The sequence below is a fragment of the Pseudomonas sp. FDAARGOS_380 genome (assembly GCF_002591235.1).
Classification (GTDB): Bacteria; Pseudomonadota; Gammaproteobacteria; order Pseudomonadales; family Pseudomonadaceae; genus Aquipseudomonas; species Aquipseudomonas salmasensis.
The window spans coordinates 5,869,240-5,892,557 of record NZ_CP023969.1 but is presented as its reverse complement, the minus strand read 5'-3'; the positions used below and the strand labels follow the sequence as shown (position 1 = coordinate 5,892,557).

Annotated in this window: 19 protein-coding genes and 2 pseudogenes; 12 read left to right on the top strand and 9 right to left on the bottom strand. The window is 60.4% G+C overall.

Annotation, left to right across the window (positions count from 1 at the left end; translation table 11 throughout):
• The first annotated feature begins 1,001 nt into the window (after positions 1-1,001).
• The 4 genes from CRN80_RS27305 to CRN80_RS27290 are packed head-to-tail and all read left to right on the top strand — an operon-like array spanning position 1,002 to position 6,658.
• Entirely contained in the window at positions 1,002-2,897 is a 1,896-nt protein-coding gene (locus CRN80_RS27305) for a type VI secretion system tip protein VgrG (RefSeq protein WP_098952090.1), read from the top strand.
• The gene (locus tag CRN80_RS27300; RefSeq protein ID WP_098952089.1) at positions 2,897-3,733 is read left to right on the top strand and encodes a DUF4123 domain-containing protein; all 837 of its coding nucleotides are present in this window, start codon (positions 2,897-2,899) and stop codon (positions 3,731-3,733) included. The genes CRN80_RS27305 and CRN80_RS27300 overlap by 1 nt, the downstream gene beginning before the upstream one ends.
• A gap of 4 nt (positions 3,734-3,737) precedes the next feature.
• Positions 3,738-4,499 carry a hypothetical protein gene (locus CRN80_RS27295; RefSeq protein ID WP_178110703.1) on the top strand — a complete coding sequence of 254 codons (762 nt, stop codon included), beginning with the start codon at positions 3,738-3,740 and terminating at the stop codon, positions 4,497-4,499.
• 14 nt (positions 4,500-4,513) lie between these two features.
• Complete coding sequence (locus CRN80_RS27290; protein ID WP_098952087.1) at positions 4,514-6,658, top strand: lipase family protein; 2,145 nt, start codon at positions 4,514-4,516, stop codon at positions 6,656-6,658.
• Between the two features lie 9 nt (positions 6,659-6,667).
• Here CRN80_RS27290 and codA read toward each other — a convergent pair whose 3' ends face one another.
• The 4 genes from codA to CRN80_RS27270 form a co-directional block, all read right to left on the bottom strand.
• Positions 6,668-7,903 (bottom strand): cytosine deaminase, encoded by a 1,236-nt coding sequence (gene codA / locus CRN80_RS27285; protein WP_098952085.1) that lies wholly within the window; start codon positions 7,901-7,903, stop codon positions 6,668-6,670.
• Between the two features lie 50 nt (positions 7,904-7,953).
• A complete protein-coding gene (codB, locus tag CRN80_RS27280) occupies positions 7,954-9,222 on the bottom strand; it encodes a cytosine permease (RefSeq protein WP_098952084.1) in 1,269 nt (422 codons plus the stop codon).
• 229 nt (positions 9,223-9,451) lie between these two features.
• Positions 9,452-9,808, bottom strand: coding sequence for a 6-carboxytetrahydropterin synthase QueD (queD, locus tag CRN80_RS27275; protein WP_003237990.1), 357 nt, complete (start codon positions 9,806-9,808; stop codon positions 9,452-9,454).
• Between the two features lie 182 nt (positions 9,809-9,990).
• Positions 9,991-11,070 (bottom strand): hypothetical protein, encoded by a 1,080-nt coding sequence (locus CRN80_RS27270; protein ID WP_098952082.1) that lies wholly within the window; start codon positions 11,068-11,070, stop codon positions 9,991-9,993.
• A gap of 158 nt (positions 11,071-11,228) precedes the next feature.
• Here CRN80_RS27270 and CRN80_RS27265 point away from each other — a divergent pair, with 158 nt between their 5' ends.
• The 4 genes from CRN80_RS27265 to CRN80_RS27250 are packed head-to-tail and all read left to right on the top strand — an operon-like array spanning position 11,229 to position 13,820.
• Positions 11,229-11,531 carry a PepSY domain-containing protein gene (locus CRN80_RS27265; RefSeq protein WP_056788323.1) on the top strand — a complete coding sequence of 101 codons (303 nt, stop codon included), beginning with the start codon at positions 11,229-11,231 and terminating at the stop codon, positions 11,529-11,531.
• A complete protein-coding gene (locus tag CRN80_RS27260; RefSeq protein WP_003190266.1) occupies positions 11,531-11,842 on the top strand; it encodes a PepSY domain-containing protein in 312 nt (103 codons plus the stop codon). The genes CRN80_RS27265 and CRN80_RS27260 overlap by 1 nt, the downstream gene beginning before the upstream one ends.
• Complete coding sequence (locus tag CRN80_RS27255) at positions 11,842-12,510, top strand: response regulator transcription factor (RefSeq protein WP_003190268.1); 669 nt, start codon at positions 11,842-11,844, stop codon at positions 12,508-12,510. Before CRN80_RS27260 ends, CRN80_RS27255 begins: the two co-directional genes overlap by 1 nt.
• Positions 12,507-13,820: a sensor histidine kinase gene (locus tag CRN80_RS27250; protein WP_098952080.1), complete on the top strand. Its 1,314-nt coding sequence runs from the start codon at positions 12,507-12,509 to the stop codon at positions 13,818-13,820. The genes CRN80_RS27255 and CRN80_RS27250 overlap by 4 nt, the downstream gene beginning before the upstream one ends.
• Before the next feature lie 146 nt (positions 13,821-13,966).
• Here the strand turns inward: CRN80_RS27250 and CRN80_RS32225 are convergent, their stop codons facing one another.
• Positions 13,967-14,671: a methyl-accepting chemotaxis protein gene (locus CRN80_RS32225; RefSeq protein WP_371861814.1), complete on the bottom strand. Its 705-nt coding sequence runs from the start codon at positions 14,669-14,671 to the stop codon at positions 13,967-13,969.
• 201 nt (positions 14,672-14,872) lie between these two features.
• Positions 14,873-14,929 (bottom strand): annotated as a pseudogene (locus tag CRN80_RS32220) (hypothetical protein); the annotation flags it as partial.
• Between the two features lie 1,415 nt (positions 14,930-16,344).
• On the opposite strand from CRN80_RS32220, the gene CRN80_RS27240 reads away from it, so the two are divergent.
• The 3 genes and pseudogenes from CRN80_RS27240 to CRN80_RS32210 all read left to right on the top strand — a co-directional run bounded on the left by CRN80_RS27240 (position 16,345) and on the right by CRN80_RS32210 (position 19,510).
• Positions 16,345-17,664 carry a Na+/H+ antiporter family protein gene (locus CRN80_RS27240; protein WP_161794324.1) on the top strand — a complete coding sequence of 440 codons (1,320 nt, stop codon included), beginning with the start codon at positions 16,345-16,347 and terminating at the stop codon, positions 17,662-17,664.
• A gap of 166 nt (positions 17,665-17,830) precedes the next feature.
• A pseudogene (locus CRN80_RS32215) lies at positions 17,831-18,604 on the top strand (cache domain-containing protein); the annotation flags it as partial.
• Between the two features lie 84 nt (positions 18,605-18,688).
• Positions 18,689-19,510, top strand: coding sequence for a methyl-accepting chemotaxis protein (locus tag CRN80_RS32210; RefSeq protein ID WP_370874666.1), 822 nt, complete (start codon positions 18,689-18,691; stop codon positions 19,508-19,510).
• Between the two features lie 556 nt (positions 19,511-20,066).
• Here CRN80_RS32210 and yegQ read toward each other — a convergent pair.
• Complete coding sequence (gene yegQ, locus CRN80_RS27225; RefSeq protein WP_098952076.1) at positions 20,067-21,380, bottom strand: tRNA 5-hydroxyuridine modification protein YegQ; 1,314 nt, start codon at positions 21,378-21,380, stop codon at positions 20,067-20,069.
• A gap of 171 nt (positions 21,381-21,551) precedes the next feature.
• Here yegQ and CRN80_RS27220 point away from each other — a divergent pair, with 171 nt between their 5' ends.
• Positions 21,552-22,619, top strand: coding sequence for an AI-2E family transporter (locus tag CRN80_RS27220; protein ID WP_019818663.1), 1,068 nt, complete (start codon positions 21,552-21,554; stop codon positions 22,617-22,619).
• Positions 22,620-22,622: 3 nt separating this feature from the next.
• On the opposite strand, the gene CRN80_RS27215 is transcribed toward CRN80_RS27220, so the two are convergent.
• Complete coding sequence (locus tag CRN80_RS27215; RefSeq protein WP_003190283.1) at positions 22,623-22,805, bottom strand: hypothetical protein; 183 nt, start codon at positions 22,803-22,805, stop codon at positions 22,623-22,625.
• Between the two features lie 91 nt (positions 22,806-22,896).
• Entirely contained in the window at positions 22,897-23,091 is a 195-nt protein-coding gene (locus CRN80_RS27210) for a hypothetical protein (protein ID WP_032892487.1), read from the bottom strand.
• Between the last annotated feature and the right edge of the window lie 227 nt (positions 23,092-23,318).

The following is a 23,318-nucleotide window of genomic DNA, read 5'->3' as shown; positions in this document are numbered from 1 at the left end:
CGCTTTGGTCGCCGGTGACCACGTAGAAATGATCGAGCCTGTAGGAGGTGAGCTGGAAGGTGTGTAATCCCTGTGGGAGTGGCTGAACCCCAGGTTTCTTGCGGCGGATTACCACCTTCCAGCTCACTTCCACAGACTTGGCGTTGTAATACGCCGCAGTCCCGCTAGGTAGAGACGCGGGGGCGATATCAGTGGGGGAGGCCTGACGTCCCGCGATCCTAATGTGGGAGCTGGCTTGCCTGCGATGACGGCCTGCCAGCCGATGCAGATCTACCTGACACCCCACTCTCAAACTGTGGGGCTTGCTCGCGAAGGTGGCCTAGCAGTCAACACAGTTGGATTGTGTGCATATCCATTGCTGCGGTAACGGCTACTTAGGGTTCCGCCTGACGGCGGGTCACTTTGGAAAAGAGCCCCAAAGTAACCAAAGGGCTCTTGCCCCACCACTCGGCACCTCGCTTGGGCTCGGTGTGCCCGTAATCCGCCAGTGATTTGGGGGGCCGCCGCCACGCGCCATCCATGGCGCGGGGCGGCTAAACCGGCATCCCTGCCGGTTTACCCCCCAAATCTCTGTCGAATTCCGGCCAGCGTGGTTTGACGGGGCGCTTAAGATCAAGATCAAAAGCAGATCAAGAGCGGCTCGCTTCGCATCGTGGTTAGGCATGGTCAGGAGCCGACACTTGTAGCGGGACAGGGCGACTAAAAAGCGGAATCGACTGTCGCATTAATAAGTGTCAGCCGTTTCCTTAAAGTTTAGTTATACAGAGACAATCTGTAGTCGGAATTTTCTTCATGCTGTTAGAAGATTTTTTTGGCTGTATATATTCTGTAAAAGACACTTCCGTCTTCGCTGTACGAAACTTCTGTTTTATTCAAAAAGGACCGAAAAGTGCCTGGGGTCGCTAAGCTTAGGCGTGTTCAGGTGCTTTTTTTCGCAATCCGAATGGGTATTGGGGCGAGAGAGAGTCGTTCAAGAGAAAGTTGATGGCGGGTAACAAAGGATGGTTAACGGGTTTGTTTCGTCGCGTTTCAAGTTAGTCCTTGAAAACATAAATACAGAACTTCAGGTAGTGGCGTTCAAAGGCAGCGAGGCCCTTGATCAGCCTTACTTCATACAGGTGCAGTTAGTCAGCGAAGATCCTTCCCTTGACCTGGAGGCGTTGCTCCATCAACCCGTCTATCTGGCTTTCGGCGAAGCAGACCAGGGCTTGCACGGGCAAGTCTACGCCATCGGTCGGGATGATCCCGGTACGCGGCTCACCCTTTATCACCTGACGCTCGCCCCACGCCTGGCATCCCTTGCCCATCGTTGCGACCAGCGGGTTTTCCAGCAGCGCAGCGTACCGCAGATCATTGCCGCGGTCCTCGAACACCACGGTATCTTTGCCGACGCCTACGCGTTTGAGTTGGGGCCGGTGGTGTATCCGCCGCGCACGTTTTGCGTGCAGTACAGGGAGTCCGACCTGCATTTCATCCAGCGGCTGTGTGAGGAGGAGGGTATTCACTACCACTTTCGCCACAGCGCGGAGAATCATCTGCTGGTGTTTGGCGATGACCAGACGGTATTTCGCCGGTTGCCGGTGCAGCGTTATTGTTCCTCGGCTGATCCATCGCTTGGGGCCCCGGTTGTCCAGCGTTTCGACCGGCGCCTAATAACGCGCAGCCGGCGCACAGTACGTCGTGATTATGACTTTGAGCACCCTTCGTTTCGCCTGCATGCCCAGGCCGGTAGCGGGCCGGCGGATCCTTTGGAGGACTATGGCTATCCTGCCGGCTTTAATGGCCATGCACGCGGTGCACGACTGGCGCGACGTAGCCTGGAATGTCACCAGCGTGATCGCCATCGGGTACTGGGCAAGAGCGATCAACCGGCATTGTGCAGTGGTCACTTTCTTGAGCTGTGTGATCACCCGGACCCAGCCTGCAACGACTTATGGCTGTTGACTTCGGTGCGTCATGAGGGTTACCAGCCGCAGGTGTTGGAGGAGTCGATCGTTGATGCCAATGGGTTCCAAGGCTATCGCAACCGGTTCACCGCAACTCCCTGGCGCGCAGTGCATCGACCTGCCCTCAAGCACCCCAAGCCAACGATCAGTGGCAGCCAGACCGCGACGGTAACCGGGCCTGCCGGCGAGGACGTGCACTGCGATGCCTATGGTCGTGTGAAGGTGTGCTTTCACTGGGATCGCGCGGAAAAGGGCGACGAGACCAGCAGTTGTTGGCTGCGCGTGGCGTCCGGTTGGGCGGGTGATGGGTTTGGCGCCATGGTCATTCCACGGGTGGGCATGGAAGTGCTGGTGAGCTTTCTGGAGGGAGACCCGGACCAACCCCTTGTCACCGGTTGCCTGCCCAATGCATCGCACTTGCCGGCGTACCCTTTGCCGCAGCACAAGACACGCAGCGTTCTGCGCAGCCGCAGTTCGCCGAGCGGCGGGGGCGCCAATGAGTTGTACCTTGAAGACCGACGCGGCGAAGAGCTCATTTATCTGCGCGCCCAGCGTGACCTGGAGCAACGGGTGGGGCATGACAGTCGCCTGGAGGTAGAGGGCGATAGCCTGACTCGCGTTGGTCAAAGCCTGGTGATCGAAGCCGGGCAGCAGGTTCATCTCAAGGCCGGTGCCAGCCTGGTGATAGAGGCGGGTGCACAACTGAGCTTGAAGGCGGGCGGGGAACACCTGGTGATGCAAGCCGGCAGTATTTGCAGCAGCCGGTCCATCACCCTGGGCGGTTTGCCGTCTGCAGGCCGTTCGGTGAGCCCGTCATTGGTTGCCGGCGTGCAAATCTCTGCAGCGCAAGGCGTCATCATGGATCTGGCCAAGCAACTGGGCGCGGACTTTTGCCCGCTGTGCGAACGCTGCCGCGAAGGCCTGTGCAATATCGCGGGGAGGGCGGCCTGATGGACAATTTGCCCCATCGCTGGATGGCCCAACAACAGCAGAGCGGACACCAACTGTGCCTGATGCTGGAGGGTAATCACGAGGCTCGCCAACCCCTGCTGGCAGATCGCGCCCCGTCGCACTATTGCAGCCTGTACAGCGAGACCGATGCGGCGGAGTTGGCGAATTCAGGCCCGCTCATACTGTTACTGGAGCAGATGAATGAGCCTGCACTGGCCGACCTGCTGTTACACCCTGAGTCGAACTGGGGTTGGCTCGCCAGCCTGCCGGCCAGCGACTTGGCGGGTATGGCGCGTCATTGGCGTGAGCGATTACTCCTGGGGCCAGTAGGCCAGCAGGCGCTTTATCGCTTTCACGACAACCGCACCCTGGCCCGTGCCTTGGCCCATCTGGCCGAGGAACACTGGCCGGTCTACCTCGGGCCAATGATCAGCGTGTGCTATTGGCATGAAGGCCGTTGGTGCCATCACGAAAACCCTGCACCGGGCGACTACCCGGCGCCTGAGCCCCCGCCGTGGCTCGACACACCCAACCCTCAGGCCGACGCCATCCTGCACGCCAATATCCTGCGCTACCTGCTGGCGGAGCACAGCGAAGACCTGGCGGCATTGGTCGAATTCCAAGACCCCAGGATTTGGCTGGCCCAGGTACTGAAGCAAGCGCGCACCTGGCAATGGCGGGAGCCGGAGCAGCTCGAATTTCTGGTGGTACGCCGGTTGGCAGAGGCGACCGGCAGCAGTGTTGCTCATTGGGAGCCGAGGGCAGGCGAGGCGCCAGAAGAGCATTTTGAACGAGTGGCGGCACAGTGGCGCAGGGAGGTGGGGAGTGGTGAATAGATGGATGGGATTGGTGCTACTGGTGGTTATGGGGCTTTCGGGATGTACGGGGCGGGCGGTGGAGAGTTTTACGTTGGAGGTGGATTTGCCGGCGCAATTCGGCCTTGTGGGCGATGCTTCCTACACCCCCGCTCCGGGTGAAACGTGCAAGTTGCCTCGAAGACATGGCAAGCGACCGGATCTCAAAATATTCAACGCTGCCAGCAAGCCCGTAGCGAATAGAGTGAGTTTCGACGTGCCACTGACAGAGCGGGTGGAAGGCTGCTCGCTGATGTTACGTAAACTTGTGTTTGCGATTAACGCAAAGTGGGGGGAGCGTTGGTCGGACGTCGGACGGGATTACGCCGCTGTTTATATCCGAGATAGTTGGGAGGGCGGAATGTCTTTGATGTCAGAAAGTTATGTCCGAGAGCTCCCAGGGCAATGCCAATGGTTGTTTCGTACTGTTGGCCCCCAGCATGCCCTTATTAAGGGGCTTAAATGCAATTCGCTGAACACCAGCGGACAGCTTACGAAAGCTCGTGCTGGCGGTTATGTGTCCCGTGCTGGGTTGCGTGGGAAGACGCTGAGAATGGTGCTGGCGTTAACGGAAGAAGAACAACCAGCAGTGCAAGACAACTGGGTAAAGGTTGTCGGTGGCTGGAAGCGTTGCAGGGGAGAAAGCCAGGAAGACATATTTGCGTTTTGTCGCGGCAATGTCTCTGACTTCAAGGCTTTCAAAATGCCAGATGGGCGTCTATGCAATATTTATCCGACCTGTGATTAATCAGGAGAAACCTCATGGAAGAAGCTGCATGGAAGCAACAGTTTTTCAACGACAGGATGCCTGCTTGCTCATTGAATGGGGGTTGGTTGACCTTCTGCTTAGTCGATGAAACGGGAAATGGAAAAAGTTATGGGGGACTGCCTTACACCCTGCGTGACGTTGCTGGTCAGCAATACAACGGTCGGTTGAACGGGGAGGGTTTTGCCCGAGTGGAGGGCTTTTTCTGTGGACCCGTAATTCTGATGATGGAGGAGCGCTATTCAGGTCGGGAAACGCTCTATCAGTCGCTCATGACACGTTCATTCTATGCATTGCCTATCACTGAGTTGCAAGTGCGTGCCGAGCAAACCCATTTTCTTGATAACCACGATCAGATTGTCGAAAAAAATCCCGTACGCCCAAATGCAGATCATTTTTATCAGGTTGAAGTGAGTGACCTGGTTCGACATAGCGCTCACTTGCCGCCCCTGTCGTCACAGGCTCACCGTCCAATGCGACATGCACTCAAGATGATGGCAGACCTTGGTTTTGGACCTCCCGAGTCTTCCTTCAAGGGGCTGGTGCTCTTTCCGAAAAAATTCACGATGTTGCAGGTGCGACCTCTAAGAGCATTACGGCCAATCCTTTCTACACAGGACCAATTTTGCGCATTGAACCTGTACCAACTGGCGTTAATGGCAACATTAAGCTATTGCGAGTTTGGCCAAGATCCTTCAGCAGAACCTAAGGATAAAGTCAGCTTTCCTTGGCATCCAAGTATCGGGAATCTGTTTGCCGAACGCTTGTCATGTTACCGGGAGGCGTGGAGGTTTGACTCAGAGCAAGTGCAACGATTTTATCCATTGTATGAAGACGTAGCTTATTCCCGTCGTTTCGAGATTTTGCCTTTTGATCCAGAGTTGTACAGGCAGAATGCCACTGCGCATGATCTCGAGTATCCGGAGCGGATACACTTTTTTAACGATGTAGAGTTTGGAACAGATACTCAAGCATTCATTTCTCATCACGATGAAGTGGTGCTTATTGCTGTACGCGGCACCGCTAGTGGTGCCGATGTTCTACGCGATGCAAACGCCCATCAAGTCCCATTCATCGAGGGCGTTGGAAAAGCCCATCAAGGTTTTTATCAGGCATTTCAGGCCATGCATAATTTTGTATCGGGTTACCTTTTTCGATATCACAGCAGCCAACGAATTATCATTTGTGGCCATAGTCTTGGGGGGGCTATAGCACTCTTATTGGCCGAGGCCCTACGCCGCACACCAGATCGAGATTACGACCCACTCCTCTACACCTTCGGCGCCCCCCGCGCCGCCGACGCTGAATTCACCGCCGGCGCCTCAACCCTGGTCCACCATCGCATCGTCAACCACAACGACCCCGTCCCCAGTGTTCCGGCGCCCTGGATGAACACCACCGCCAAACTCTGGATTCCCGGGGCCATCACGCTATTCAGCAATCCCGCACCCCGTGGCCTGCTGTTCGCCGCTGGGCTGGTGCGGGTGGGCGGCAACCCCTATCGGCATCACGGTGAGCAATATCACTTCATGCCGATCACGCTCCCGGATGGCAGCCATTCCTCGGTGTTATGGAAGCCGGGCTGTGAATCGCTCCAAGAGGCCGGGTGCAACCGCGCATTGCAACTGCAGGGCGATATGCCCGACCGCGATAATCTGCTGAGGCAGCTGTTCCAAGCCGACCAGCACTTCATGACCACCAGCTACGTCCCCGCCGCCTGGGCGACATTGCGCCGCTGGCAACAAACCCTGGAAAGTGAGGGGCCGCTGGTGACCCAGCGGGAGTTCGAGCTGCTCGATCGGGCCTTCGAAGACATGCGCGAGCAACTGCGGGCCAAGCGGCGTGAACTGGCTCAGCGGCGCCCAGCCAATGATCGTAGCCATGAACCCACCGATGCCTTGAACGCAGAGATCGACCGTTTGCACACAAGCCGCGAGCGCTTGGCAAGCCTGCGCTGGCGTCGCCTGCAAGTTCACGATGTCTACGGCAGCCATGCCCCCTCTGCACATCTGCAATCGAGCCTCAAACGTTGGTTCAGCCACCGCGAGAATCGTGAGCCAGCCCAATTCTCCAGCATCCCGCCGCCGTCCCACGACGAACGGGCACGGGCGCAAACGCTGGACATCGACTCAGTCGTCTAACCCACGCGGTTACATAAACTCCACCTGGGCCGGTTGCCGTTTCATCAGTACCTTGCCGTTGCGGATCGAGTACAACGGCAGGCCCTGGCTACGTATGACTTCGTAGTCGCTGTCGGCCGACAGGATCAGCAGGTTCGCCGGGCGGCCTGCTTGCAGCCCATAGCGGTCGCCCAGGGCCATGGCTTTGGCACTGTTGTCGGTAACCAGATCCAGAGCGTTTTGCAAATTGCGATAACCGAGCATATGGCAGATGTGCAGGCCGGCCTCCAGCACTCGCAGGATATTGCCGTTACCCAGCGGGTACCAGGGATCGACGATGGAGTCCTGGCCAAAACACACGTTCATGCCGGCCTCAAGCAGTTCGTTGACGCGGGTGACGCCGCGGCGTTTCGGGAAGTTGTCGAAGCGGCCTTGCAGGTGGATGCTCTCGGTGGGGCACGAGACAAAGCTGATACCGGAATGCCCCAGCAGGCGAAACAGCTTGGCGCAGTAAGCGTTGTCGTAGGAGCCCATGGCCGTGGTGTGGCTGGCGGTCACGCGGGCCCCCATGTCGCGGCTGCGGGCTTCTTCGGCGAGGACTTCGAGAAAGCGTGAGTGGGGGTCATCGGTTTCGTCACAGTGCACGTCCACCAGGCAGCCGGTGCGTTCGGCCAGGTCCATGAGGAACTTCACCGAACTCACGCCTTGGTCGCGGGTGTATTCGAAGTGGGGGATGCCACCGATCACGTCGGCACCCAGGCGAATGGCTTCTTCCATCAGTTCGCGACCATTGCGGAATGACTCGATGCCCTCCTGGGGGAAAGCGACGATTTGCAGGTCGATCAGGTGCGTGCTTTCTTCACGCACTTGCAGCATGGCCTTGAGCGCGGTGAGGTCCGGGTCGGTGACGTCGACATGGGTGCGCACATGCTGGATGCCATGGGCGGCGAGGGCCTGTATGGTTTTTTTGGCCCGGGCCTTGGTGTCTTCCTGGGTAATGCTGGCCTTGCGTTCGCCCCAGCATTCGATGCCTTCAAACAGCGTACCGCTCATGTTCCAGCGCGGTTCGCCGGCGGTGAGGGTGGCGTCAAGGTGGATGTGGGGTTCGACGAAGGGCGGTATTACCAGGTTGCCGGCGGCGTCTAAGTCGCCGGCCATCAGCGTCGGCACCCCGGTTTGCGCAGTGATGCTGGCGATCCGGCCATTTTCCAGGTGCAGATCATGCAGGCCTTCACGGTTGCGCAGGCGGGCATTGATGATGTGCATGCTCAAGTTCCTCTTGGCTAAAAACAATCAGGCAGACAGCCGCCAGATCCTCAGGGCGATACTGATGTCCAGGCGGTCATGGCGCGTAGTATGGCCGTGAGCAGCACATAGGTCAGCGACGCGGCAACAATTCCCACCAACGGCGCGACCCACGGCGAGTTGAACGCCAGCACGGTGCCCACTCCATACGCAATCAGGCCGGGCCAATTGAACGCCGGCAGGCGAGCCTGCGCCAAGCGTGGGTATTGGCCGCGATAACGATAGAAGAAGTCCGCCATGATCACGCCCCCAATCGGCGGGATGACCGTGCCCAGCAGGATCAGGTACGGCACCAGCAGGTCGTACATGCCGAACAAGGCGAGCAGGGTGCCGATCACCGCGCCGGCCAGGGTCACGCTCTTGCGCCGTTGGGTGCGCAGCAGGTTGCAACCGGCGACGGCGAAGTTGTAGATGGTGTTGTCCTGGGTGCTCCAGATATTGAGCAGCAACATCGCCATCGCTGCCGTGGCGAAACCTTGCAGCAGCAAGACCTCCACCACATCCGGTTGCTGATAGACGATGGCGCCATAGGCCCCGATCAGCACCATCAAGCCATTGCCGACAAAAAAGCCGATCAGGCTGGCCAGCACCGCAACCTTGGCCGAGCGCGAAAACCGTGTCCAGTTGGTGGCCTGGGTTGCACCGCTGACAAAGGTCCCGAACACCAGGGTGATGGCGGTGGACAAGTCCAGCTCAGCGCTGGGCACCACTGCCAGCAGCCCCTGCAGCCCGCCGACCTTCACGGTGGCGACCCACATCGACAGCAGCAACAGAAGCCCCATGGCCGGCACCGCGATGTAGGACAAAATTTCCAACCCGCGATACCCCACGTAGGCGGTGGCGCAGAACAATAAGCCAAACACCAGCATCAGCCCCAGCACACTGCCCGGGCTCAACTGGAAATACTTGCCCAATACCACGGCCGCCGTGGCCGTGCCCCAGGCATACCAGCCTATCTGGGTAAAACCGAGGATCAAGTCACTGAGCTTGCTGCCCACTTCGCCAAAGCAGAAACGCCCCATCAGCACCGAGTTCAAGCCGCTCTTGAACGCGATGTAACCCAAGCCTGCGGCGTAGATACCCAACAGCAGGTTACCCAGGGCCACGACGCCGAGCATGTCGATGAAGCTGAACGCCACCCCCAGCTTGCCGCCGGCGAACATGGTCGCGGTAAAAAAGGTGAACCCCAGCAACACCATGGCTGTAGAGGCCAGCCCCTTGCGCGCATGCAAGGGGACTTCGCTGAGAGGGTAGTCGTTGCCGGGTTCTTGCTGCGTCATGGGGGCTGCTCCCTGAGTGGTGACCCAGGTCGCGTGCATCCCGCGTGCCAACGCAGGTGTAGGCAGGTATGCGCTGACGGGAGCAAGCCCTTTATAAGGCTGCCCCTTCCAATCAGCGCAAAAGCAGTGCAGCGGTGAGCCAAACTGGCTCAGTCGAACAGCGTCTGTGTGGGTTTCCCAAATGGATCAGCCCGCCGGCGCTTCGAAAAAAACCACCCGCAGGTGGTTCTTACTCACCGCGATAAATGCAGCCACTGGTGCACGTCTCGTGGATACGGATCGCACTGAGTTCCGGCAACAGAGGTTTCAACTCCGTCCAGATCCACTTGGCCAGCACTTCGCTGGTGGGGTTTTCCAGGCCGGGGATGTCGTTGAGGTAGTTGTGGTCGAGGCGTTCATACAGTGGCTTGAAAATCGCTTTGATCTCCGAGAAGTCGCGAATCCAGCCAGTATGGGGATCCAGGTCGCCGCTCAGGTGGATGGCCACCTTGAATGAATGCCCATGCAGGCGCCCACATTTGTGGCCTTCCGGTACGTGGGGCAGGCGGTGGGCGGATTCGAAGGTAAACTCTTTGAAGATTTCCACAGTGTTTTCAGCTCGGTCAGGTGTCTGGCAGGCGGCGAGTTTAACAGTTTGACCAGCCCCTGCGCATACCGCCCCTCATGTTGTAGGAGCGAGCTTGCTCGCGAAAACCCCAAGGGCGCCGCGTTAACCCAGGCACGCTGCGTTATCGTTGACGACCTTCGCGAGCAAGCTCGCTCCTACAGTTAAAGGGCCAGCAAACGGTCGCCGAGCTTGCCGTTATCCGCCAATGCCAAAAACTCATCCCCCAGCCGTTGGCTCTCGCTCATCGCTGTTTGCCAATATTTGTTGCGGCCAGGATCATCGCCCATAAAGCGCTTGAAGTCGCTGCGGTCTGGCAGTTTGCCGTGGGGCAGACGGGCCAGGTAGTCCCTGGACGGCGCCAGCAGTAACACATCCTGCAAGCCTTGCTGGTTGCTGCGTCGCCATGGCAGGCCCTTGTCGAACCAGCCGGGGATGACCCGGTCGGTAAAGTGCGGGTACAGCACGATGTCATCGCCGTGGTAAGGCAGGTCTAGGTGGTAATCCAGCAGGCCGCCGTCGCGGTAGGTGCCGGCTCCGGCTCCGGGCAGGTCGCGCACGCCTTGCATCACCATGGGGATCGAGCCGGACGCGAGCAACGCCTGGCGCAGGTTACCCACGTCCAGGCTGAGGAAGCGCGAGGGGAAATCCTTCAGGGGGTGTACCGGGGGTGCCTGGCGCGGGTCGTGGATGATCAGCCGCTCAAAATGCCGCGACAGCCGTGCGCGGCCCCGCAGGTTATCGGCAATCACCGACGACAGGCCCAGCCCCAGCCGCCCACGGTGGTCATCGGCGAGCAAGCCGTGGCTCTTGACCACCATGATGTTCAGCCGATAGTCGGGGTTGTCCAGCACCCGCGCATCACGCCCGGCCAGCAGGTCGTCGAGCATGCGCTGGCAGCTCTGGCTGACTTGGGCCATGGTCACGCCTTTGGCAAAGCGCTGCTCGTTGTACAGGCGGCCCAGGTCGAGCAAGCCTTGCACCGGGTCGGGCAGGCAGGCGCTGGCGAACCGCCAGGAGCCGATGGACGCGCCGATCAGCGCACGCTCGCGTGGGGCACGGCGTAACCAGTCACCGAACAGCGCCAGGTCGAGCCCTTGGATACCCAGGGCCTTGGGGCCGCCCGCCGCACCGGGGAGGATGCCGACGTCGGCAGGCGCAAGGCCCTGCTCGCGGATGCGGGTGAAGGCGCGTTTGCCGGCCTTGAGGGTCAAGGCCGGGAACTTGATATGGATGGCGGTCATACCGGTCTCTGTTGAGGCGAGCGGGGCAGTATAGGAAATCTCGCAGGCCGTGGGAAAAATGGCTTAACCGCAATTGCCATGGTGGCAATTCAGTTTCAGTTAAGTTGCAGCGCGTACGGTGGCCGATGTAGGAAAACATCATGTAACGGAGACTTATCATGAAGCGCCTCACTGCCCTGGGCGCCGCCGCTATCATCCTCGTTACGGCGACCCCGGCCGCCGCCGTGGACCCCGACAAGCCACTGATCGTGCCGGCCACTGTTACTATTGTCGCTTTCGATCAATTGGAAGCCACGGCCCTGGCCCTTCACCCTGGTTCGACGCTGCTGGACACCGATCTGGATGAGGAATATGGCAAGTACGTCTATGAAGTCGAGCTACGAGATACCAACGGCATTGAATGGGATGTTGAATTGAACGCGCTCACCGGGCAGGTTCTCAAGAATCATCAGGATACGTAATGAAGGTAAATTTACGCGTCGGCAGTCGCGTGGCGCTGGTGCTCATGGTGTTTTGTTCCAGCCTGGCGGCCCGCGACCTCAACCAGGACGAAGCCCTGGCCCTGCGCCAGCAAGGCGTGATCCTGCCATTGGAACAGCTGTTGCAGCAGGCCATGGCACGATACCCCGGCTCACGGCTGCTGGAAGCCGAACTGGAAAAGAAACACGGGCAATATGCCTATGAAGTGGAACTGGTGACCACCGAGGGCGTGGTGCGCGAGATCAAGCTGGACGCCACCAACGGTGACCTGATCAAAGATGAGGAAGATTGATGCGCCTGCTCCTGGTGGAAGACAACGTCCCCCTGGCCGACGAACTGATGGCCGGCCTGCAGCGCCAGGGCTATGCGGTCGACTGGCTGGCCGATGGCCGCGACGCCGTGTATCAAGGGCGCAGCGAACCCTATGACCTGATCATCCTCGACCTTGGCCTGCCAGGGTTGCCCGGGCTTGACGTGCTGGCGCAATGGCGCGCCGCCGCGTTGGCCATACCGGTGCTGATTCTCACCGCCCGCGATTCCTGGGCCGAGCGTATCGAAGGGCTCAAGGCCGGCGCCGATGATTACCTGAGCAAACCCTTTCACCCTGAAGAGCTGTACCTGCGCATCCAGTCGCTGCTGCGCCGCTCCCACGGCCAGACGAACCAGCCCACCCTGCAAGCCGCTGGCCTGCATTTGGATGAAGGGCGCCAGTGTGTGCTGCGCGACGGCGCCGAAATCCAACTGACGGCTGCCGAGTTTCGCTTGTTGCGCTATTTCATGCTGCATCCCGAACAGATCCTGTCCAAAAGCCACCTGGCCGAACACTTGTATGACGGCGAGACCGAGCGCGACTCCAATGTGCTGGAGGTGCACGTCAACCACCTGCGGCGCAAATTGGGCCGCAGCGTGATCGAGACCCGGCGCGGCCAGGGCTACCGTTTCGGCGCCACCCCGGCATGAGGTCAATCCAGCGGCGCCTGAGCCTGGGGTTGATCAGCGTGATGGTGATTGTCGGCGTGGTGCTGGCGCAAACCAGCCTGTGGTTGTTCGAGGCGGGTTTGCAGCGCTACCTTGAAGCGGGCTTGCGCAACGACAGCGAAAACCTGCTGGTGGCGCTGGTGCGTGGGCCCAACGGCGTGCAGTTGGATGAGCAACGCCTGTCGCCGGCGTACCAACGGCCATTTTCCGGGCATTACTTTCGTATCGACTTTGCCGACGTGCACTGGCGCTCCCGCTCACTGTGGGACCAGGAACTGCCCCGGCTCCCCGTGGCGGGGCTCAAGGGCAACCTGCAACTGGGGCCCGAAGGCCAGCAACTGTTGGTGTTGCGCTCGGACTACAAGCGCTTTGGCCAGTCGATTTCCATCAGCGTGGCCCAGGACTACACGCCCGTACGCGAGAGCTTTCGCCTGATGCGCCAGGTCGGCCTGGTGATGGGGCTGGCGGCGCTGCTGCTGGTGCTGATCCTGCAACGGGTCACCGTGCGCCGTGCCTTGCGCCCGCTGGAGACCGCACGTAACCAGATCGCCCAACTGCAACAAGGCCAGCGTTCGCAACTCGACACCCAGGTGCCGCTTGAGCTCGAACCCCTGGTGGCGCAGATCAACCACCTGCTGGCGCACACCGAAGACAGCCTGAAGCGCTCCCGCAATGCCCTCGGCAACTTGGGCCATGCGCTTAAAACCCCGCTGGCGGTGTTGTTGAGCGCCGCTTCCAGTGAAGCCCTCAAGGATCATCCGCAGTTGAGCCAGTTGCTGCGCGAGCAATTGGAGCAGGTGCAGCAGCGCCTCAACCGTGAACTCAACCGTGCACGCCTGGCCGGCGATGCCTTGCCGGGCGCGTTGTTTGACTGTGAACAAGAGCTGCCCGGTTTACTGGCCACCCTGCGCATGATCCACGGCGAACACCTGGACCTCAGCTACCAGGTGGCGCCGGGCCTGCAACTGCCCTGGGACCGTGAAGACCTGCTGGAACTGCTGGGCAATCTGTTGGACAACGCCTGTAAATGGGCAGACGCCGAGGTACGTCTTAGCGTCAGCGAGATGCCCCACGGTTACCAACTGGCGGTGGAAGACGACGGCCCCGGCATTCCCGAGGCCCAGCGCGACCAGGTGTTCAGCCGTGGCGCACGCCTGGATGAACAGAGGGTTGGCCATGGCCTGGGTTTGGGGATCGTGCGCGACATCGTTGAGGTGTGGGGCGGGGTGTTGCAGCTGCAGGAGAGTGAGCTAGGTGGGCTCAAGGTCTTGATCCAATTGCCACGCCGCTAGCATTCACACACCGTAGTTCAAAATGTGGGAGCGGGCTTGCTCGCGAATAGGGTGTGTCAGTCAATGCATTGGCGACTGATACACCGCATTCGCGAGCAAGCCCGCTCCCACCCTGATTTTGCTATCTCAGGTTGTGTGCAAGGTTCTTACACCCTGAACTGATCCATCAACCCCTGCTGCTGATTCGCCAGGCTGTTCAACGCCTGGCTGACCCGCGCCGATTCATTGGCCTGCTCCGACAACGACTCGGTCACATCGCGAATGGTCGCCACGTTGCTGTTGATCTCTTCGGCCACCGCGCTTTGCTCTTCGGCGGCGCTGGCGATTTGCAGATTCATGTCGCTGATCACCGTGACCGCATCGCCAATCTGGCGCAAGGCCGTCACGGCCTGGCCGACCTGTTCGACGCTGCCCTGGGCCTGGCGATAGCTGTTGCCCATGGAACCGACCACGTCGCTGGTACCGGTTTGCAATTGTTCGATCACCAGGCGGGTTTCTTCCACCGATTCCTGGGTGCGCCGTGCCAGGTTGCGCACTTCGTCGGCGACCACGGCAAAACCGCGGCCGGCTTCACCGGCGCGAGCGGCTTCGATGGCGGCGTTGAGTGCCAACAGGTTGGTCTGCTCGGCGATGCCGCGAATTACTTCGAGCACCGAGCCGATCTGTTCGCTGTTGGCGGCCAAGCCTTCTACCTGGGCCATGGCAGTGCTCATGTCGGCGGCGAGTTCGCCAATGTTGACGGTGGTGCGGTCGATAACCGTCAAGCCTTGGCGAGTCGCCTGGTCGGCATCTCGAGCGGCTTGGGCCGCCTGGGCGGCGCTGCGGGCCACGTCCTGGGCGGTGGCGCTCATTTCGTGGGACGCGGTGGCCACCTGATCCACCTGGCGGTACTGCTGCTCCATGCCGGCGCTGGTTTGCGTGGCAATGGCTGCGGACTGGTCGGCGGTGCCACGGGCGTCCTGCACCGAGCGTTTGACCTCGGCAATGATCGGCTGCAGCTTGTCGAGGAAGCGGTTGAACCAGCCGGCCAATTGGCCCAGTTCGTCCTGTTTGGCATAGGCCAGGCGCCGGGTCAGGTCGCCTTCGCCGCTGGCGATATCTTCAAGCATGTGCGCCACGCCAAGGATTGGCCGGGTCACGCTGCGCGCCATCAGCCACACCAGGATCAAACCGACCACGGCGGCCAGCAGTCCCAGGCCCAGTTCCAACAGGGTGCCTTTGGCGTTGTCGGCGTCCAGCTGGTTTTTTAGCGCTTCGGCGGGGGCGACCAGGACTTGTTCCGGTACATCCAGCAATACGCCCCACGACTTACCGCCGGGAATCGGCGCAAAAGGCGCCAATACCTTGAGTTGATGGTCGGTGCGCAGGCTGTGAGTCTGGGTACTGCTGGCCAGGGCACTGATCAACTGCGCGCCGCTGGCTGGGTCGACCTGCTCCAGGCGTTGGCTGAGTTTGCTGGCGTCGGGGCTGTAGCCGGCCAATAAGCCAGTAGCGCTGAGGATGCTGACCTGGGTCTGGCCGTCGTAGAGTTTCTGGCTGGCCTGTTGGCTGACCGCCTGCAAGCTGTTGAGGTTGATGTCCACCGACAGCGAGGCGATGACTTTGCCGTTGACCATCAGCGGAAACACGATGCTGGTCATCAGCACGTTCTGGCCGTCGATCACATAAAAGTAAGGTTCGATCACGCAGGGTTTGAGGGTCGTGCGTGGGCAAGTGAACCAGGCGTTGGCCTTTTCGCCGCTGGGGCCGATGGAGGTGTCGGCCATGTCGCTCTCGGGCAGCGCCATCGAGGTGATTTTCCCCGGTGTCGGTTGCGACCAGTACAGCGCGAAACGGCCTTTGTCATTGCTGCCCAGTTCCGCCTGGTTGGCGAACAGTTCGTCCTTGCCGTCCAGTGCATTGGCTTCGAACACCAGGGACAGGCCGAGCAGGTCAGGGTTGGCCTGCAACGCGGCCTTGACCTGGCGGGTCAGGTCTTCACGGGTGTCGAAGGCATCGAGAAAGCGCTTCTCGGCCTGCTCGCGCAAAAACAGCACCTGGCGGGAAAAACCATGGCCGTATTGGTAGGCATCCATGAACTGTTGGCGAATGCCCAGCGCCTGCACTTCGCCTTGGGCCTCGATGCGCGACTGGGCGGCTTCGTCGAGCATCTGCATGCTGGACGCCTTGACCTGCTGCGAGCTCTGCGCCATGCGATACAGCGACAGACCCACCAGCAGGGTCACGATCCCCAGCAGGCACAGGCCCGCCAGCAGGGTGATTTTCCATTGAATGGAGAGCTGCCTGAGCGACATCGGGACATCCTTACCTGAAAGCACATAGAGACAGCTTATCGGCGGGCGCCTGCAATTCTTTATCTGTTGAGAGAGCGTTCCCTCACCACAGTTTTTGACATGGCAGCCCAGCTCCTGCAAAGTGCGCGCCCTCTAATAAGACCTCTTTACAAGCCTGCACGCCGGCAGCTGTTCCCATGGGCCGCGCGCGGGCATGCCTGTCTTTTTTGTTTCTGCTTGAGGTAACCATGATTAACGCAGTCATCGCCGCGGTCGGCACCATGCTGGTACTCAGCCTGTCCCGCGTGCACGTGGTCATCGCCATTATCGTCGGCGCCCTGGTGGGCGGCTTGACCGGTGGCCTGGGTATCGAGGCCACGCTCAAGGCCTTCAACGGCGGGCTGGGCGGCGGCGCAACCGTGGCCTTGTCCTACGCATTGCTCGGGGCTTTCGCCGTGGCGATTGCCAAGTCCGGGCTGGCCCATGCCCTGGCGGACAAAGCCTTGCTGCTGGTGGACCGCCAGGACGCCAGCGGTGGCAACCACGTCAAATGGCTGCTGATCGGCCTGTTGTGGGTGGTGGCGATTGCCTCGCAGAACATCTTGCCGATCCACATTGCGTTTATTCCGCTGCTGGTACCGCCGCTGCTGTACGTACTGACCAAGCTGCAACTGGACCGTCGCCTGATCGCCTGCGTAATGACCTTCGGCCTGATCACCCCGTACATGTTTCTGCCGGTAGGCTTTGGCAATATCTTCCTCAATCAGATCCTGCTGGCCAACGTCGCCAAGAGCGGGGTGGATATCAGCGGGGTCAATGTCACCCACGCCATGGGTTTGCCGGCGCTGGGCATGGTGGTCGGCCTGCTGGTGGCGGTGCTGATCAGCTACCGCAAAAAGCGTGTGTATGACCTGAAGAAAATCGAACGTGTCGAGCAGGTGGCAGTGCAATACAACCCGCTGACCCTGCTGGTGGCCGGCCTGGCAATTGCCTCGGCGTTCATCATCCAGCTGTGGTTGGACTCGATGATCATCGGCGCCCTGGCCGGGTTCCTGATCTTCTCGGTGTCGGGCATCGTGCGCTGGCGCGACACCGATGACCTGTTCACCGAAGGCATGAAGATGATGGCGATGATCGGCTTCATCATGATCGCGTCCTCAGGCTTTGCCGAAGTGCTCAAGGCCACCGGTGACGTGAACTCGCTGGTGCAAGCCTCGGCAGCGTTCATCGGCCATAGCCGGGGCGTCGGGGCGTTGTTGATGCTGCTGGTGGGGTTGTTGGTGACCATGGGCATCGGCTCGTCGTTTTCCACGGTGCCGATCCTCGCGGCGATTTTCGTGCCGCTGTGTGTCCAACTGGGCTTCAGCCCGTTGGCCATCGTGTGCATCGTCGGTACCGCCGGTGCCTTGGGCGACGCCGGTTCGCCCGCCTCGGACTCCACCCTCGGCCCAACCTCCGGCTTGAATATCGACGGCCAGCACCACCACATCTGGGACACCGTGGTGCCGACCTTCCTGCACTACAACCTGCCGCTGCTGGCGTTCGGCTGGCTGGCTGCGATGACGCTCTGACGAGGTTCCTGTAGGAGCGAGCGTGCTCGCGAAAAGCGTCAACGATAACGCGGGCAACCTGGCACCCCGCAGTGCTCTCAGGTTCTTCGCGAGCAAGCTCGCTCCTACAGAAATTGCTCACATGGCCGTTAACCTCTCAAGTCGCCACTAACAAGAGAGAAAAGCCATGCGTCTGAGTTTGAAGGCCAAAGTCCTGGCCCTTGCTGTCGTGCCGGTGTTGTTGTTTGCCGTGGTCATTAGCCTGACCACCGTGTGGATTCTGCAGGGCCAGGCCCGCAACGAAGTGGATGAAACCCGCCAGCGCCTGCTCAACGACGCCAAAGCCACCCTGCAAGGTTATGTCGAGGTGGCCATGACCACCATCAAGCCGCTCTACGACGCGGCAGCCCCCGGCGACAGTGCGGCGCGGGCGCAGGTGGTGAAGTTGTTATCCAATACCAGCTATGGCAAAGACGGCTATTTCTTCGGCTACGACTCCGAGACCATCCGCCTGTTCAAGGGCAACAGCCCGGACGGCGTAGGCAAAAGCTTCAAGGACAACCGCGACCCCAACGGCGTCTACGTCAACCGCGACCTGGTCAAGGTCGGCAAGGACGGCACCCACTACCTGCAATACAGCTCGACCCAACCCGGCCAGACCGAGCTGGTGCCCAAGCTCGGCTATACCGAGTACCTGCCCAAGTGGGACATGGTGATCGGCACCTCGGTGAACCTCGATGGCATCGACGCCCAAGTGGCAGTGGTGCAGGCTAAAGTCGAGACACGCATGCAAGGCGTGCTGCTGAGCATCCTCGGTGTGGCCGTGGTGGTGTTGCTGGTGATCGCCGCCGTGGGCATGTTGCTAGCCAATACCATCTTGCGTCCGCTGCACCTGATGAAAGCCAACCTCGATGACATCGCGGCGGGTGAAGGCGACCTGACCCGCCGCCTGGCCATCACCAGCCAGGATGAACTCGGCGACCTGGCCGGTGCGTTCAACCGCTTTGTCGATAAAATCCACGGCCTGGTGCGCCAGATCACTGACATGACCGCTCAGCTCACCGGGTTGGTGAGCCAGGTGTCCGACCAGGCCCAGCGCTCCGAGCAGGCCATGGAACGCCAGCGCCACGAGACCGACCAGGTGGCCACCGCGATCAACCAGATGTCCTCGGCTGCCCACGAAGTGGCGCGCAGTGCCCAGGGCGCCGCCGTCGCCGCGCAGCAGACCGATGCCGAAGGCCAGGCAGCCAAGCGTGTAGTGGACGGCAGCATCGCGCAGATCCATGCGCTGGTGAACGACATCCGCAGCAGCGGCGTGTCCTTGGACAGCCTGCAGCAGGATGTGTCGTCTATCGTCAGCGTGCTCGGCGTGATCCGCTCCATCGCCGAACAAACCAACCTGTTGGCGCTCAACGCTGCCATCGAAGCCGCACGGGCCGGGGAGGCCGGGCGTGGCTTTGCCGTGGTCGCCGACGAAGTGCGTGCGCTGGCCAGCCGCACCCAAACCAGCACCCAGGAAATCCAGGGCATGATCGACCGCCTGCAAAAGGGCACCGAGGCGGCCGTGGACGCAATGCGCCGCTCCAGCGATGCCGGCGACGGCACCTCGGCCCAGGCCAACCAAGCCGGCGCGTCCTTGGACACCATGGCGCAGCTGATTGGCACCATCAACTCAATGAACGCCCAGATCGCCAGCGCCGCCGAAGAGCAGACCGCCGTGGCGGAAGAGATCAACCGCAGTGTGCATCAGATTGCCGTAGCGGTAGACAGCGTGGCGGACGAAACCCAGTTGGGCGCTCAGACGTCTCGCAGCCTGGCCGACCTGGGCCAGCGCCTCGGGCAGTTGGTGGGCCAGTTCAGGATCTGATCCTTTCAACCCATGGCAGCATAGGTATCTACACAATTTTGGTGCGACGCTGAACCTGTGGCGAGGGAGCTTGCTCCCGTGACGGCCTGACAGCTGGCGCCTATCTCCCTGAGGCACCGCAATCCAAATGTGGGAGCTGGCTTGCCTGCGAAGACGGCCTGACAGTCAACACTGTTGGACCGTGTACATATCCATTCCTGCGGTAACGGCCACTTAGGGTTCCGCTCTGACAGCGGGTCACTTTTGGAAAAGAGCCCCAAAAGTAACCAAAAGGGCTCTTGCCCCACCACTCGGCACCTCGCTGGGCTCGGTGTGCCCGTAATCCGCCAGTGATTTGGGGGGCCGCCGCCACGCGCCATCCATGGCGCGGGGCGGCTAAACCGGCATCCCTGCCGGTTTACCCCCCAAATCCCTGTCGAATTCCGGCCAGCGTGGTTTGACGGGGCGCCTAAGATCAAAAGCAGATCAAGATCAAGAGCGGCTCGCTTCGCATCGTGGTTACCGTCTGCTGCTACAGCCCAGAAAGTTGTGTAGATACCGATGCCCATGGCAGGGTTTAAACGTCGCGCATCAGCAGGCCAAAGCGCAGGTCCATCTGCGCCGGAATCGGCACATACACCGTATGCCCGTCCCCCGGCGCCACCTCGATGCTTTCGCCCTTGGCGTTATGCAGGCTCGGCAAGTCAAAGTGAAAATTGCCGGCGGGCGTCATCAACTCCAGGTGGTCGCCCAGCGCAAAGCGATTCTTCACCTTTACCTCGGCCAACGCGCCACGACGCTCGCCGGTCAGTTCCCCGACAAACTGCTGGCGTTCGGAAACCGAGCTGCCGTTCTGGTAGTTCTGGTATTCGTCGTGCACGTGGCGGCGCAGGAAACCTTCGGTGTAGCCACGTTGGGCCAGGGACTCGAGGTTGGTCATCAAGCCGCGATCAAATGCACGGCCGGCCACTGCGTCATCGATGGCCTGGCGATACACCTGGGTGGTGCGCGCGCAGTAAAAGTGGGACTTGGTGCGGCCTTCGATCTTCAACGAATGCACGCCCATCTGTGCCAGGCGCTCCACATGCTGCACGGCCCGCAGGTCCTTGGCGTTCATGATGTAGGTGCCGTGTTCGTCTTCGAAGGCGGGCATGGGTTCATCGGGGCGATTGGCCTCTTGTAGCAGGAACACCTGATCGGTGGGCGTGCCGATGCCCAATGTAGGTTGATATTCATGGACGATATCGCCAGTGGCATTTTCCACTGCCGGAGTGGCCTGGTATTTCCACCGGCAGGCATTGGTGCAGGTGCCCTGGTTGGCATCGCGCTTGTTCATATACCCCGACAGCAGGCACCGCCCGGAATAGGCCATGCACAAGGCGCCATGCACAAACACCTCCAACTCCATCGTCGGCACCTGCTGGCGGATTTCGCCGATCTCTTCCAGGGACAGCTCCCGCGACAGAATCACTCTACAGATACCTTGTTGCTGCCAGAACGCCACGCTGGCCCAGTTCACCGTATTGGCCTGTACCGACAGGTGGATCGGCATCTGCGGGAAGTGCTCGCGCACCAGCATGATCAACCCCGGATCAGACATGATCAGCGCATCCGGGCCCATGGCGATCACGGGCGCCAGGTCCTTGAGGAAGGTCTTGAGCTTGGCGTTGTGGGGCGCAATGTTCACCACCACGTAGAAACGCTTGCCCTGGTCATGGGCTTCCTGGATGCCGAGGGCCAGGTTGGCGTGGTCGAACTCGTTGTTGCGCACCCGCAGGCTGTAGCGCGGCTGGCCGGCATAGACCGCATCGGCACCGTAGGCAAAGGCGTAGCGCATGTTTTTCAGGGTGCCGGCAGGGGCGAGCAGTTCGGGGGCAATCATGGAGGGCATGGCTGTAGGTCGCAAAAGGCGCGAGGGTAGTGCAGGGCCGGGCGCCGTGCATTGATCCACGTCTAAACAGGGCGATCTATGCTTGTTCGAAAAACAAGGGCACTCCCAGGTTTGGCTGCGGACTAAGCAACAGGGCCGCGATCGGCCCTGTTTTTCTGACATGGACCGGACATGAATCAAACCAACCTGCAATTCAAAACCCTGTTGCTGCTACTGGCCCTGGTCACCGTGGCTTTTATCTGGATATTGCTGCCGTTCTACGGCGCGGTGTTCTGGGCCGTGATCCTGGGCATTATCTTTGCGCCGATGCAGCGCCGCCTGCAGCAGCGTTTTAGCTGGAACCGCAACCTGACCTCCCTGACCACCTTGATGGTGTGCCTGGTGATCGCGATTCTGCCGGTGATCATCACCAGTGCGTTGCTGGTGCAAGAGGGGGCCACGCTCTACAAAAACATCGAGAGCGGCAAACTCGACGTGGCGGGTTATATCGAGCAATTCAAGAACGTCCTACCGCCGTATTTCCAGCAATTGCTCGACCGTTTCGGCATGGGCAATCTCGAAGGGCTGCGGGAAAAGGTCGTCAAGGGCGCGATGCAGGGCAGTCAGTTCTTTGCCTCCCAGGCGTTCAGCTTTGGCCAGGGGACGTTTGATTTTCTGGTGAGCTTTTTCATCATGCTGTACCTGCTGTTTTTCCTGCTGCGCGACGGCCCGGAGCTGGTACGCAAAGTGCGCACAGCCGTGCCCTTGGCCGAGCCGCAAAAGCGTCGCCTGCAACTCAAGTTCAACCGCGTGGTGCGCGCCACGGTCAAGGGCAACGTGCTGGTGGCCGTGACCCAGGGTGCGCTGGGTGGCTTGATTTTCTGGTTCCTAGACATTCCCAGTGCCTTGCTCTGGGCCGTATTGATGGCGTTCCTGTCCCTGCTGCCTGCGGTGGGTGCCGGGCTGGTCTGGGGGCCGGTGGCAGTTTATTTCCTGTTGAGCGGTTCGATCTGGCAGGGCGTGGTGCTGGGGCTGTTCGGCGTGTTCGTGATTGGCCTGGTGGACAACGTGCTGCGCCCGATCCTGGTGGGCAAGGACACCAAGATGCCGGACTACCTGATCCTGATCTCGACCTTGGGCGGCTTGTCGGTGTTCGGCCTTAACGGCTTTGTCATCGGGCCGCTGGTGGCAGCGTTGTTCATGTCGTGCTGGGCGTTGTTCGTCGAAACCAAGCCGCGGGTCAAGCTGCCGCTGCCGTAACGCTCAGGCTTCTAGCCTGAAGTCGGTTGCCATCCGGCGTTGTGTTTCGGCATCCGATAACGAGGTGAGCGGGCCGCTGATCGGCTCGCCATCGCGCACCACATACCAGCAGGCGAGCAAGCCCAGTTTGCGCAGAGGGGCGGGGACGGCGCTACCGATGACAGACATGATTTGAACAGTGGGCATAAGTACCTCCAAACGTTATGGAGGCCACCTTACGGTTTGCTGGCGCCTGGGAAAAATCACCTGGCTCGATAGTCGACATCAACGCCAGGCGTTAATCCACCACCTGGTCGAGCATGTTCACCACTTCGTGTTCACTGAGCAGGCCCTTGCGCACCAGGTTTTCGGCCAGCAAGGCCAGGAACTTGGCGTTGCGATGGCCTTCAAGGTGCTTGAGTTCAGTCAAGGCGCTGTAGACCTTGCTGGAGGTGCACAGGCCGGCGGTGCGGTGCGGGTTTTGTGTGGGCATGGTCAATCGTCCTTAATTGTTATTGGCTGGACTGGGTCGATAGTGCGACTGTTTTGTGACGCAAACATGACAGCGCAGCCCGCAATCGATCAAGAGGATATTCGACGCTCATGATGTGGGATTGGCGCTCGTGCGTTGTTCTCACAGCGACATCGGCAGGATAAATCCGGACTTTTCAGGCAAAAAAAAGGCCCCGCGTGTGGGCGAGGCCTGTGGCTGTCAACGGG